This window comes from Streptomyces sp. NPDC006265 (assembly GCF_040613555.1).
Classification (GTDB): domain Bacteria; phylum Actinomycetota; class Actinomycetes; order Streptomycetales; family Streptomycetaceae; genus Streptomyces.
Genome location: NZ_JBEXSH010000005.1, coordinates 1 through 13,311, shown reverse-complemented (window position 1 = coordinate 13,311; position 13,311 = coordinate 1). Strand labels below are relative to the sequence as shown.

The 13,311-nt window shown below is 71.3% G+C and carries 11 protein-coding genes; 7 read left to right on the top strand and 4 right to left on the bottom strand.

All coding sequences use genetic code 11. From position 1 onward, the window contains the following. The first annotated feature begins 94 nt into the window (after positions 1 to 94). Positions 95 to 1,867: a biotin carboxylase N-terminal domain-containing protein gene (locus ABZ281_RS01250; protein ID WP_356650860.1), complete on the top strand. Its 1,773-nt coding sequence runs from the start codon at positions 95 to 97 to the stop codon at positions 1,865 to 1,867. Between the two features lie 405 nt (positions 1,868 to 2,272). Here the strand turns inward: ABZ281_RS01250 and ABZ281_RS01245 are convergent, their stop codons facing one another. Together ABZ281_RS01245 and ABZ281_RS01240 are read right to left on the bottom strand one after the other, a co-directional pair. Then, positions 2,273 to 3,259, bottom strand: a complete 987-nt coding sequence (locus ABZ281_RS01245) for a DeoR/GlpR family DNA-binding transcription regulator (RefSeq protein WP_356650858.1) — start codon at positions 3,257 to 3,259, stop codon at positions 2,273 to 2,275. A gap of 165 nt (positions 3,260 to 3,424) precedes the next feature. Continuing rightward, positions 3,425 to 4,873 carry an NAD(P)H-quinone dehydrogenase gene (locus ABZ281_RS01240; RefSeq protein ID WP_356650856.1) on the bottom strand — a complete coding sequence of 483 codons (1,449 nt, stop codon included), beginning with the start codon at positions 4,871 to 4,873 and terminating at the stop codon, positions 3,425 to 3,427. Between the two features lie 97 nt (positions 4,874 to 4,970). Between ABZ281_RS01240 and ABZ281_RS01235 the strand changes: the two genes are divergently transcribed. The 3 genes from ABZ281_RS01235 (at position 4,971) to ABZ281_RS01225 (ending at position 8,385) form a co-directional block, all read left to right on the top strand. After that, complete coding sequence (locus ABZ281_RS01235) at positions 4,971 to 5,408, top strand: gamma-glutamylcyclotransferase (RefSeq protein WP_030842346.1); 438 nt, start codon at positions 4,971 to 4,973, stop codon at positions 5,406 to 5,408. Positions 5,409 to 5,515: 107 nt separating this feature from the next. After that, positions 5,516 to 6,340, top strand: a complete 825-nt coding sequence (locus ABZ281_RS01230) for a purine-nucleoside phosphorylase (protein WP_356650854.1) — start codon at positions 5,516 to 5,518, stop codon at positions 6,338 to 6,340. 377 nt (positions 6,341 to 6,717) lie between these two features. Then, positions 6,718 to 8,385, top strand: coding sequence for a phospho-sugar mutase (locus ABZ281_RS01225; RefSeq protein ID WP_356650852.1), 1,668 nt, complete (start codon positions 6,718 to 6,720; stop codon positions 8,383 to 8,385). A 65-nt stretch (positions 8,386 to 8,450) separates the two neighbouring features. On the opposite strand, the gene ABZ281_RS01220 is transcribed toward ABZ281_RS01225, so the two are convergent. Further along, positions 8,451 to 8,810, bottom strand: a complete 360-nt coding sequence (locus ABZ281_RS01220; protein ID WP_356650850.1) for a DUF6204 family protein — start codon at positions 8,808 to 8,810, stop codon at positions 8,451 to 8,453. Positions 8,811 to 9,031: 221 nt separating this feature from the next. Further along, positions 9,032 to 9,736 carry a PH domain-containing protein gene (locus ABZ281_RS01215; RefSeq protein ID WP_356650848.1) on the bottom strand — a complete coding sequence of 235 codons (705 nt, stop codon included), beginning with the start codon at positions 9,734 to 9,736 and terminating at the stop codon, positions 9,032 to 9,034. A gap of 168 nt (positions 9,737 to 9,904) precedes the next feature. Here ABZ281_RS01215 and deoC point away from each other — a divergent pair, with 168 nt between their 5' ends. From deoC to ABZ281_RS01200, 3 genes are read left to right on the top strand one after another with little or no spacing between them, the layout of a single operon-like run. Continuing rightward, positions 9,905 to 10,867, top strand: a complete 963-nt coding sequence (deoC, locus tag ABZ281_RS01210; RefSeq protein ID WP_356650906.1) for a deoxyribose-phosphate aldolase — start codon at positions 9,905 to 9,907, stop codon at positions 10,865 to 10,867. Between the two features lie 5 nt (positions 10,868 to 10,872). Beyond that, on the top strand, positions 10,873 to 12,330 hold the full coding sequence (locus ABZ281_RS01205; RefSeq protein WP_356650846.1) for an aldehyde dehydrogenase family protein: 1,458 nt from the start codon (positions 10,873 to 10,875) through the stop codon (positions 12,328 to 12,330). Then, the gene (locus tag ABZ281_RS01200; RefSeq protein WP_356650844.1) at positions 12,331 to 13,221 is read left to right on the top strand and encodes an aldehyde dehydrogenase family protein; all 891 of its coding nucleotides are present in this window, start codon (positions 12,331 to 12,333) and stop codon (positions 13,219 to 13,221) included. It abuts the gene before it with no gap. The last annotated feature ends 90 nt before the right edge of the window (positions 13,222 to 13,311 follow it).

Here is a 13,311-nt window from a genome sequence, read left to right as displayed (position 1 = left end):
CGCTCCGTGTGGGCAAGCTCACCACTGGGGACGGGTCGAAGTGTCGTGTCGGCAGTCCCTAAACTCGGCTTGTTTCAAGGAGGGAGCCTCAATCGTGCGCAAGGTGCTCATCGCCAACCGTGGCGAAATCGCTGTCCGCGTGGCCCGGGCCTGCCGGGATGCCGGTATCGCGAGCGTGGCCGTCTACGCCGACCCGGACCGGGACGCTCTGCATGTCCGCGCCGCGGATGAGGCGTTCGCCCTGGGCGGTGACACGCCGGGCACCAGCTACCTCGACATCGAGAAGGTGCTGGGCGCCGCCCGCGAGTCGGGCGCGGACGCGATCCATCCCGGCTACGGCTTCCTCTCCGAGAACGCCGAGTTCGCGCAGGCGGTCCTGGACGCGGGCCTGATCTGGATCGGGCCGCCGCCGCAGGCGATCCGCGACCTGGGCGACAAGGTCGCCGCCCGGCACATCGCGCAGCGCGCGGGTGCCCCGCTGGTGGCCGGTACGCCCGACCCGGTCTCCGGTGCGGACGAGGTCGTCGCGTTCGCCGAGGAGCACGGCCTGCCGATCGCGATCAAGGCCGCCTTCGGTGGTGGCGGTCGTGGTCTGAAGGTCGCCCGCACCCTCGAAGAGGTGCCGGAGCTGTACGACTCGGCGGTCCGTGAGGCCGTCGCCGCCTTCGGCCGCGGCGAGTGCTTCGTCGAGCGGTACCTGGACAAGCCCCGGCACGTGGAGACCCAGTGCCTGGCCGACCAGCACGGCAACGTGGTCGTCGTCTCCACGCGTGACTGCTCACTGCAGCGCCGCCACCAGAAGCTGGTGGAGGAGGCCCCGGCCCCCTTCCTGTCCGACGCGCAGGTGGAGGAGCTGTACTCCGCCTCCAAGGCGATCCTGAAGGAGGCCGGCTACGTCGGCGCCGGCACGGTCGAATTCCTCGTCGGCCTCGACGGCACGATCTCCTTCCTGGAGGTCAACACCCGTCTGCAGGTGGAGCACCCGGTCACCGAGGAGGTCGCCGGCATCGACCTCGTGCGCGAGATGTTCCGCATCGCCGACGGCGAGGAGCTCGGCTACGGCGACCCGGAGCTGCGCGGCCACTCCTTCGAGTTCCGCATCAACGGCGAGGACCCGGGCCGCAACTTCCTCCCGGCTCCCGGCACGGTCACGACGTTCGCCCCGCCGTCCGGCCCGGGTGTCCGTCTGGACGCGGGCGTGGAGTCCGGCTCGGTCATCGGCCCGGCGTGGGACTCCCTGCTGGCCAAGCTGATCGTCACCGGCCGCACCCGCAAGGAGGCGCTGCAGCGGGCCGCCCGTGCGCTGGAGGAGTTCCAGGTCGAGGGCATGGCCACCGCCATCCCGTTCCACCGTGCGGTGGTGAAGGACCCGGCGTTCGCGCCCGAGCTCACGGACTCGTCCGACCCGTTCACGGTGCACACCCGGTGGATCGAGACGGAGTTCGTCAACGAGATCAAGCCGTTCGTCGCGCCGGCCGATGCGGACGCGGACGAGGAGCCGGGCCGCGAGACGGTCGTCGTCGAGGTCGGCGGCAAGCGCCTCGAGGTCTCCCTGCCGTCGTCGCTGGGCATGTCCCTGGCCCGTACGGGCCTCGCGGCGGGCGCCAAGCCGAAGCGCCGCGCGGCGAAGAAGTCGGGCCCCGTCGCCTCCGGCGACACCCTCGCCTCCCCGATGCAGGGCACCATCGTCAAGGTGGCCGTCGAGGAGGGCCAGGAGGTCAAGGAGGGCGACCTGATCGTCGTCCTCGAGGCCATGAAGATGGAGCAGCCCCTCAACGCGCACCGGTCGGGCACGATCAAGGGTCTGAGCGCGGAGATCGGCGCGTCGGTGACGTCGGGCGCGGCGATCTGCGAGATCAAGGACTGACGCGGCTGAGCGAGGCACGGCACGCCCCCGGCGCGGCCCCGAGTCGGGGGCGCGTCGGGGGCGTCCGTCCTCGGAACGGCACGATGGGGTGCCACACCGACTGACCGTCCGCTGACGCGCCGACCGCTGCGGGCGGACACCCCCCGCCACGACCCCTTGCGTACGACGGCGGCTACGGGCCTGGCGTGGCTCGCCCCGGCGGCATAGCGGGACTACGACTGCGGGCCCGTCGTGGCTCTCCCGGCGTCACGACCTCATGACTGCGCGAGCGCCGGCGACTCGCCCAGCCGTCACAGGCCTATGGCTGCGGGCCCGTCGTAGGCGGACCCGCCCGGCCCCAGCGACAACGCCGGGTGCCCGACACGCCGACAGCGACAGAACTCCCCGCCGGTGGAACCCCCGAGGTCATCGCCGCCGCAGATCAGCCACCCGCGCCCGCTCCGCCCCGGGCCCCTGCTCACCCAGCATCGAGGCAGAGGCAGACCTCAACTGCCCCCCAGCCCCCGGCCCCTGCCGCCGAGGCCCGGGCAACGGCACATCCCGGCGCTGCTGGCGCACCGGAACGGCATCACCCCCCGGGCTCCCCGCCCCCGCTCCGGCAGAACCCCCCTGCCCCCCGGCGACAGCGATCTGCACACCCTGATCGGCAAGCGCCTGAAGCTCCGCGGCGGCACGGTCGTCATGCGCGGGCGGCTCGTCGGTGACGAGGCGCGTGATGAGATCCGTCGGCACGGTCTGGAACATGGTGTCGGTGCCGAGCTTCGTGTGGTCGGCGAGCACGACGACCTCCGCCGCGGCCTGCACCAACGCCCGGTCGACGGATGCCGACAGCATGTTGGACGTGGACAGCCCACGCTCGGCGGTCAATCCACTCCCGGACAGGAACGCCCGCGACACCCGCAGCCCGTGCAGAGACTGCTCCGCACCACTGCCGACCAGGGCGTAGTTCGAACCGCGGAGCGTACCGCCGGTCATCACCACCTCGACCCGGTTGGCATGGGCCAACGCCTGGGCCACCAGCAGCGAATTGGTGACGACGGTGAGCCCGGGCACCCGGGCGAGCCGGCGGGCCAGCTCCTGGGTCGTCGTACCCGCCCCGACCACGATCGCTTCCCCCTCTTCCACGAAATTCGCGGCGAGGTCGGCGATGGCGGTCTTCTCGGCGGTCGCGAGATGAGACTTCTGCGGAAAGCCGGACTCCCGCGTGAAACCGCCCGGCAGTACCGCACCGCCATGCCGGCGGTCGAGGAGTCCTTCTGCCTCCAGCGCGCGCACGTCCCGCCGTACGGTCACTTCGGAGGTCTGGACGACGCGGGCGAGCTCACGGAGCGACACGGCCCCGTTCGCTCGCACCATTTCGAGGATCAATTGGCGACGTTCTGCAGCGAACACGAAACTGACAGTAACGCCAGCGACCGTCTGCTTTCAGCAGTTTGCGCTGAATAGCAGAAGATGTTCGCACCGAGCAGCGGGAAGTGGTATAGGGCCTAGTCCCGCCGCCTATGCCGTACGAATGGTCGAACACTCCCCGCGACCAGGAAGGAATCGGTTTCGGCCTCAGCCGTCGCCGTTCTCCTTGCGGGTGTGCAACTGCCGTGCCACCTCGGCGATCGAGCCCGACAGCGAGGGATAGACGGTGAAGGCGTTCGCGATCTGTTCGACTGTCAGATTGTTGTCGACCGCGATCGAGATGGGGTGGATCAGTTCCGAGGCACGCGGCGAGACGACGACACCGCCCACCACGATGCCCGTGCCCGGCCGGCAGAAGAGCTTGACGAAGCCGTCGCGGATGCCCTGCATCTTCGCGCGCGGATTGCGCAGCAGCGGCAGCTTCATGACCCGGGCGTCGATCTTCCCGCCGTCGACGTCGGCCTGGGTGTAGCCGACGGTGGCGATCTCCGGGTCGGTGAAGACGTTCGACGAGACCGTCTTGAGGTTCAGCGGGGCCACGGCGTCGCCCAGGAAGTGGTACATGGCGATGCGGCCCTGCATGGCGGCCACGGAGGCGAGGGCGAACACGCCGGTCACGTCACCGGCGGCGTACACGCCCGGAGCGGTCGTGCGCGAGACCTTGTCGGTCCAGATGTGGCCGGACTCGCGCAGCCGGACACCGGCGTCCTCCAGGCCCATTCCCGCGCTGTTGGGCACGGCACCGACGGCCATGAGGCAGTGCGAGCCGGTGATGACCCGCCCGTCGGCGAGGGTCACCTCGACCCGGTCCCCGGCCCGCTTGGCGGACTGCGCCCGGGAACGCCCCATGACGTTCATCCCGCGCCGCCGGAAGACGTCCTCCAGCACGGCGGCCGCGTCCGGGTCCTCACCCGGCAGCACGCGGTCGCGCGACGACACGAGCGTCACCCTCGACCCGAGCGCCTGGTAGGCCCCGGCGAACTCGGCACCGGTCACACCGGATCCGACCACGATGAGCTCCTCGGGGAGCTCGTCGAGGTCGTACACCTGCGTCCAGTTCAGGATCCGCTCGCCGTCGGGCAGGGCGTCGGGCAGCTCACGGGGGTGCCCGCCGGTGGCGATGAGCACGGCGTCAGCCGTCAGGGTCTCTTCACTCCCGTCGGCGGTGCGCACCACGACCTTGCGCGACCCGTCGAGCGCCTGCATGCCCTCCAGCCGCCCGCGCCCGCGCATGACACGCGCCCCGGCACGCGTCACGGCGGCGGTGATGTCGTGCGACTGGGCGAGCGCGAGGCGCTTCACACGCCGGTTGACCTTCCCCAGGTCGACGCCCACGACCCGGGCGGCCTGCTCGATGTGCGGGGTGTCGTCGGCGACGATGATCCCCAGCTCCTCGTAGGAGGAGTCGAAGGTGGTCATCACCTCGGCCGTGGCGATCAGGGTCTTCGACGGCACGCAGTCGGTGAGCACCGACGCCCCGCCCAGACCGTCGCAGTCGACGACGGTCACCTCCGCGCCGAGTTGAGCAGCCACCAGGGCCGCTTCGTATCCGCCGGGTCCGCCACCGATGATCACGATCCGAGTCACGTACCCCATTGTCCCGCACCGCTCGGCGTGCCACCGCCCCGGGGCCCCGTCGATGCGCCTGTTGTTACGACAGTGACGCCGGGGCCGCCTGCCGTACCCTTCCCCCATGTCGCTCTACGCCGCGTACGCCGGCAACCTCGACGCGCGGCTGATGTCCCGCCGCGCCCCGCACTCGCCGCTGCGCGCCACCGGCTGGCTGAACGGATACCGGCTGACCTTCGGCGGCGAGCACATGGGCTGGGAGGGCGCATTGCCGACCATCGTCGAGGACCCGCTCTCGCAGGTCTTCGTCTCCCTCTACGACATCGCCCCGATGGACGAGGAGTCGCTCGACCGCTGGGAGGGCGTGGGCCTCGACATCTACCGTCGTACGCGCGTACGGGTCCACACCCTGGAGGGCGAGGACTCCGCCTGGGCCTTCGCCCTCAACGCGTACGAGGGCGGCCTGCCGTCCGCCCGCTACCTGGGCGAGATCGCCGACGCGGCGGAGTCGGCCGGCGCCCCCCACGACTACGTGATGGAGCTCCGCAAGCGCCCCTGCTGACGGCAGCCGGCGCGACACCCCTTCGTCGGAAACGACAAGACAACGATCGCCACCCCGTGAGCTCTGCCATCTACGCGCGTAGGCAATCACCGGCTACCCTCATCGGCGTGAACGCATCTCTTCTTCCGGACGACATCCAGGGCGACCCCCACGCGGCCGCCGACGCCGCCGCGGCCCGCCTGCGCGAACTGACGGGCGCCGAGACCCACGACGTCGCCCTCGTGATGGGCTCCGGCTGGGCCCCGGCCGTGGACGCGCTGGGCGCCCCCGAGGCCGAGTTCCAGGTCACCGAGCTCCCCGGTTTCCCGCCCCCGGCGGTGGAGGGCCACGGAGGCAAGATCCGCTCGTACGGGATCGGCAACAAGCGTGCCCTGGTCTTCCTGGGCCGTACGCACTACTACGAGGGCCGCGGGGTGGCAGCGGTCGCCCACGGCGTCCGCACCGCGGTCTCGGCCGGCTGCAAGACGGTCGTCCTCACCAACGGTTGCGGCGGCCTGCGCGAGGGCATGCGCCCCGGCCAGCCGGTCCTCATCAGCGACCACATCAACCTCACCGCCACCTCCCCCATCATCGGCGCGAACTTCGTCGACCTCACCGACCTGTACTCCCCGCGCCTGCGGGCCCTGTGCAAGGAGGTCGACGCCACGCTGGAGGAGGGCGTCTACGCCCAATTCCCCGGCCCGCACTACGAGACTCCGGCCGAGATCCGTATGGCCCGGGTCATCGGTGCGGACCTGGTGGGCATGTCGACGGTCCTCGAGGCGATCGCCGCGCGCGAGGCGGGCGCCGAGGTCCTGGGCATCTCCCTCGTCACCAACCTCGCCGCGGGCATGACGGGCGAGCCCCTGAACCACGAGGAGGTCCTCCAGGCCGGCCGGGACTCCGCGACCCGCATGGGCTCCCTGCTGACACAGGTCCTGGGCCGCCTGTAAGAAATTCGCGGCTGCGGGGGTTCGTCCGTCGGCTGCGGGTCCGCGGTGGCTGGTCGCGCAGCTCCCCGCGCCCCTGGGGGTTGCAGCCGCGGCCACCACAACAGCAAGGGGATGTGCCCGCACCCGCCGGACGACGCAAGGGGCCGTGTCGGGGGGTGCCCGTCCGCAGCGGTTGGCGCGTCAACGGACGGTTAGTCGGCATCCGACCCCATCGCGCCGTTCCGAGGACGGTGACCCCCCGGCGCGGCACCGACCGACCCACCCCCGACGGTCAGGCGAAACGGACGCGCACCCCCACCGGCGAGAAGGCGGACCACCCGCTCCACCGCCGGAGGCACCCGCAGCGATCATCGACAAGCGAGAGGCTGACACCGACCGTGCACGACGAACTCATCGCACAGGCCCAGGCGTGGCTCACCGAGGACCCCGACCCGGAAACCCGCACCGAGCTCGCCCGCCTCATCGACGCCGGGGACCACGCCGAACTCGCCGCCCGATTCAGCGGCACCCTCCAGTTCGGCACCGCCGGCCTCCGCGGCGAACTCGGCGCCGGCCCCATGCGCATGAACCGCTCGGTCGTCATCCGCGCCGCCGCCGGCCTGGCCGCGTACCTGAAGAAGCAGGGTTCCCCCGCGGGGGAAGGGGAGGCCGGCCTCGTCGTCATCGGCTACGACGCCCGCCACAAGTCCCACGACTTCGCCCAGGACACCGCCGCCGTCATGACCGGCGCCGGCCTGCGCGCGGCCGTCCTCCCCCGCCCCCTACCGACCCCCGTGCTCGCCTTCGCGACAAGGCACCTCGGCGCGGTCGCCGGCGTGGAGGTCACGGCCAGCCACAACCCGCCCCGCGACAACGGCTACAAGGTCTACCTCGGCGACGGGTCCCAGATCGTCCCCCCGGCGGACATCGACATCGCGGCGGAGATCGCCGCAGTCCCGTCCCTCAGCACGGTCCCGCGTCCCACCGAAGGCTGGGACACCCTGGACGACAGCGTCCTGGACGCCTACCTCGCCCGCACGGACGCCGTCCTGTCCGAGGGTTCCCCCCGCACGGCCCGTACGGTGTACACGGCGATGCACGGCGTCGGCAAGGACGTCCTCCTGGCCGCCTTCGCACGCGCCGGCTTCCCGGCACCGGTCCTCGTCGCGGAGCAGGCCGACCCCGACCCCGAGTTCCCGACCGTCGCGTTCCCCAACCCGGAGGAGCCCGGCGCGATGGACCTGTCCTTCGCGACGGCACGCGCACTCTCCGGCAAGGCCGCCCCGGACCTGATCATCGCGAACGACCCGGACGCGGACCGCTGCGCCGTCGCCGTACAGGTCGCCGCCGACGGCGCCGACTGGCGCATGCTGCGCGGCGACGAGGTCGGCGCCCTGCTCGCCGCCCATCTGGTCCGCCGCGGAGCGACCGGCACGTTCGCGGAGTCGATCGTCTCGTCGTCCCTCCTCGGCCGTATCGCCGAGAAGGCGGGCCTCCCGCACGTCGAGACCCTCACCGGCTTCAAGTGGATCGCCCGTGCCGAGGGCCTGCGATTCGGCTACGAGGAGGCCCTCGGCTACTGCGTGGACCCCGAGGGCGTACGCGACAAGGACGGCATCACGGCCGCGCTGCTGATCACGGAACTGGCGTCCCGGCTCAAGGAGGAGGGCCGCACCCTCCTCGACCTGCTGGACGACCTGGCGGTGGAGCACGGCCTGCACGCGACGGACCAGCTCTCGGTCCGCGTCGAGGACCTCTCCCTCATCGCGGCCGCGATGCGGCGCCTGCGCGAGCAGCCCCCGACGGAGCTGGCCGGCCTGCCGATCACCCGCACGGACGATCTCACCCGGGGCACGGCAGAACTCCCGCCCACGGACGGTCTGCGCTACACCCTCGACGGCGCCCGGGTGATCGTCCGCCCGAGCGGCACGGAGCCGAAGCTGAAGTGCTATCTCGAGGTCGTGATCCCGGTCGGGTCCCACAAGGACCTCCCGGCGGCCCGCGCGAAGGCGACGGCGCTGCTGGAGTCGATCAAGCGCGACCTGTCGACGGCGGCGGGCATCTGAGGCCAAGGCCCCGGACGGCCCGGGCCCCGGGTCCGGCACCACCGCCCCCTCCCCCCGCCGACGACTCAGGAGCTCTTCCGGGCGGCCTCACGCCGCTGCCGCTTGCCGAGAGGCGCCTGGGAGAGGTCCTCGGCGGTGGACCGGAGGTTCTTGTAGCCGTACCCGCGCTGCTCCAGCCACGCCCGCGCCGACTCCTCGGCCCGCTCGGTCGCCTCCAGGATGTCCTCCTCGGCCTCCCCGGAGTCGAGGAAGCGGAAGGTGAAGGCGGGCCGCACGGCCACGTCGTAGGTCAGGCTCCCCTCGGGCGTGAACGCGGCGCGCAGCACGTCGTGCTCAGCGGCCCGCTCCAGCAGCCCGGCCCGCTGCTCGGCGCTCAGCCCGTCGAAGACGCCCCGGACGGTGACACGGAAGGTACGGGTACTCATGCCCCGAACCTAGGCGCGGGGAGCGCACACCCTCCACCGCTTTTCCAGCCCGGGACGCGCCGCCGGAGCCTGACAGACCGGGCCGACACAACGGCTCAGGCCCTCAACCACCACCGCCGGAACCCGGTCAGTCCCTCGCCCCACGGCCGGCGAAGCCGTCAGCCCACCACCGGCAAAACCGGCCGAGCCCTCAGCCCACCCCGACGAAACCGGCCAAGCCCTCAGCCCACCACCACGAGAATCAGCACCAGCACCGCTCCCGCCACCGTCGGCGCCAGCACCTCGTAGGCCCACCGCACGGTGACCTCGCCCCGCGCCGACTCCGCCTGGTGTCGCGCCTCCTGCAGCCCGCGCAGCTCGTCCATGATCCGGTCGGTCTCGGCCCGCGCAGGCCCCTCGGAAACGGAATCCCCGCCGAAGGCCCCGTCCAGACCCGCCCGCATTCCGAGCGCGCTGCCGCGGCCCTCGTCCCGTCCCATCTCCCGCCGCGCCTGCGCCGTCGCCCGCATCTCGCGCCGCGCGGCCTTCTTGCGCGCACGCAGCGAGACGGGGACCGCCCACAGCTGGTACTTCGCACCGGACTCGGTGAGCACCTCGTTCGAGTAGGAGGAGCGCAGCGAGGCGACCTGCCCCCAAGGCACCACGACGAGGCGGAAGGGGTTGCGGATCCGCAGCCGGTCGTCGCCGGCGTACACGGCGGGCCGCAGGGTGAAGGCGGCGACCAGCGGCACGACCAGGAGCATCACGGCGAGCGCGAGCCACGGTGTGCGCCCCTCTCCGGAGATCACCGCGTCGACGCCGAGCCAGCCGGTGATGGCGAGCAGCAGCACGCCACCGGCGATGGCCGGGATCGACCGGTAGACCCGGTCCTTGGACTCGGGCTCCGGAGGCTGCGGCGCCGGCGAATGGGGTTCGGGGCTCGTCATGTCTCGATTCTGCCGGACCCGCCCCGCCCGGGACCTCCGCCCCCACCCCCAAGGCCGCCCTCACACCTCCGCCCCTCCCCAAGGCCCACTGCGGGCACCTTCGACCCCGTCGAAGAGAACCGGGGGCTGTACAGCCGCTACGCGCGTAGATATGCTCGTCTGGTGACCATGCCCAGTTCTGCACTCACCGCAGCTCACCCCCTCAAGGACGTCGCCTCGTCCGACAGCGCGCTGCGCCGCTTCCTCCACGGGCTCCCCGGCGTCGACGCGGTCGGACTCGAGGGCCGTGCTGCCTCTCTCGGCACGCGTTCGATCAAGACGACCGCGAAGGCGTACGCCATCGACCTCGCGATCTCGATGGTCGACCTGACGACGCTGGAAGGCGCGGACACCCCGGGCAAGGTCCGGGCGCTCGGCGCGAAGGCGGTCAAGCCCGATCCGACGGACCGTACGACGCCCGCCACGGCGGCGGTCTGCGTCTACCCCGACATGGTGGCCGTGGCCAAGGAGGCCGTCGCCGGTTCCGGCGTGAAGGTCGCCTCGGTGGCCACGGCGTTCCCGGCCGGCCGCGCCGCGCTCGACGTCAAGCTGGCCGACGTGAGCGACGCCGTCGCCGCCGGTGCCGACGAGATCGACATGGTCATCGACCGCGGGGCGTTCCTCTCGGGTCGATACTTGAAGGTGTACGACGAGATCACCGCCGTGAAGGAGGCCTGCGGGACCTCCGCGCGCCTGAAGGTCATCTTCGAGACGGGCGAGCTCTCGACGTACGACAACATCCGCCGCGCGAGCTGGCTCGGGATGCTGGCGGGCGCGGACTTCATCAAGACCTCCACCGGCAAGGTCGCCGTCAACGCGACCCCGGCGAACACGCTGCTCATGTTGGAGGCCGTCCGCGACTTCCGCGCCCAGACCGGCATCCAGGTCGGCGTGAAGCCGGCGGGCGGCATCCGCACCTCCAAGGACGCCATCAAGTTCCTCGTGCTGGTCAACGAGACGGCGGGCGAGGACTGGCTGGACAACCACTGGTTCCGCTTCGGCGCCTCGTCGTTGCTGAACGACCTGCTGATGCAGCGCCAGAAGCTGGCCACCGGCCGCTACTCCGGCCCCGACTACGTGACGGTGGACTGATCACCATGGCATCGGTATTCGAATACGCCCCGGCCCCCGAGTCGCGCGCGATCGCCGACATCGCGCCCTCCTACGGCCTGTTCATCGACGGCGAGTTCGTCGAGGCGGCGGACGGCAAGGTCTTCAAGACCGTCTCCCCGTCCACCGAGGAGGTCCTCTCCGAGATCGCCCAGGCCGGTTCCGAGGATGTCGACCGTGCGGTGAAGGCCGCACGCCGGGCCTTCGAGAAGTGGTCGGCGCTGCCGGGCACGGAGCGCGCGAAGTACCTCTTCCGGATCGCCCGCATCATCCAGGAGCGCTCCCGCGAGCTGGCCGTCCTCGAGACCCTCGACAACGGCAAGCCGATCAAGGAGACGCGCGACGCGGACCTGCCCCTGGTCGCCGCGCACTTCTTCTACTACGCGGGCTGGGCCGACAAGCTCGACCACGCCGGCTACGGGGCGAACCCGAGGCCCCTCGGCGTGGCGGGCCAGGTCATCCCCTGGAACTTCCCCCTGCTCATGCTGGCGTGGAAGATCGGCCCGGCCCTCGCGACGGGTAACACGGTCGTCCTGAAGCCCGCCGAGACCACCCCCCTCTCCGCTCTGTTCTTCGCGGACATCTGCCGCCAGGCGGGCCTGCCCAGGGGCGTCGTCAACATCCTCCCGGGCTACGGCGACGCCGGCGCCGCGCTGGTCGCCCACCCGGACGTGAACAAGGTCGCCTTCACCGGCTCCACGGCCGTCGGCAAGGAGATCGCCCGCACGGTCGCCGGGACCCGGAAGAAGGTCACGCTTGAACTGGGCGGCAAGGGCGCGAACATCGTCTTCGACGACGCCCCGATCGACCAGGCCGTCGAGGGCATCGTCAACGGCATCTTCTTCAACCAGGGCCAGGTCTGCTGCGCGGGCTCCCGCCTGCTGGTGCAGGAGTCGATCCAGGAGGAGCTCCTGGAGTCCCTGAAGCGCCGTCTGTCCACGCTGCGCCTCGGCGACCCGATGGACAAGAACACGGACATCGGCGCGATCAACTCCGAGGAGCAGCTCACGCGCATCACCTCGCTCGTGGAGCAGGGCGAGGCGGAGGGCGCCGAGCGCTGGTCGCCGGCGTGCGAGCTGCCGGAGAGCGGCTACTGGTTCGCCCCGACGCTGTTCACGAACGTCACCCAGGCGCACCGGATCGCCCGCGACGAGATCTTCGGCCCGGTGCTGTCGGTGCTGACCTTCCGCACTCCGGACGAGGCGGTCGCCAAGGCCAACAACACGCCGTACGGCCTCTCCGCCGGCATCTGGACGGAGAAGGGCTCCCGCATCCTGGCGGTCGCGAACAAGCTCCGCGCCGGTGTCGTCTGGTCCAACACGTTCAACAAGTTCGACCCGACGTCGCCGTTCGGCGGCTACAAGGAGTCGGGCTTCGGCCGCGAGGGCGGCCGTCACGGCCTGGAGGCGTACCTCGCCCCGTCGAGCCCGGAGGGCGAGCGTTAAATGAATGCAGTTGATCGGCTCAACGTCCTGAAGACCTACAAGCTGTACGTCGGCGGGAAGTTCCCGCGTTCCGAGAGCGGCCGGGTGTACGAGGTGACCGACTCGAAGGGCAAGTGGCTGGCGAACGCGCCCCTGTCGTCCCGCAAGGACGCACGTGACGCGGTCGTCGCGGCGCGCAAGGCGTTCGGCGGCTGGTCCGGGGCGACGGCGTACAACCGCGGCCAGGTCCTCTACCGCGTCGCCGAGATGCTGGAGGGCCGCCGCGACCAGTTCACCCGTGAGGTGGCCGGCGCGGAGGGCCTGTCGAAGTCCAAGGCGGCCGCGGTCGTGGACGCGACGATCGACCGCTGGGTCTGGTACGCGGGCTGGACCGACAAGATCGCCCAGGTGGTCGGCGGCGGCAACCCGGTCGCGGGCCCGTTCTTCAACCTGTCCTCCCCCGAACCGACGGGTGTGGTCGCGATCGTGGCCCCCCAGGAATCGTCCTTCCTGGGCCTGGTGTCGGTGCTCGCCCCGGTGATCGCGACCGGCAACACGGCGATCGTGGTGGCGAGCGAGAACTCCCCGCTCCCCGCCCTGTCCCTGGCCGAGGTCCTGGCCACCTCGGACGTCCCCGGCGGCGTGGTCAACGTCCTCTCGGGCCGTACGGCCGAGATCGCCACCCCGCTGGCGGCCCACCAGGACGTCAACGCGATCGATCTCGCGGGCGCCGACGAGGTCCTCGCGAAGGAGCTGGAGATCGCGGCGGCCGACAATCTCAAGCGGGTTCTTCGTCCACAGCCTGTGGATTACGCGGAGACCCCCGGCATCGACCGCCTCACAGCATTCCTGGAGACCAAAACGGTCTGGCACCCGACGGGGTCACTGGGCGCGTCGGGTTCCTCGTACTAGCCGGTGACTTCGCACTTGGGGGTTTAGGTCTCCAGCCAGCGGGGTCTGGTTTCGTCGATGCCGAGGAGTTCGAGCAGGTGTGCTTGGACT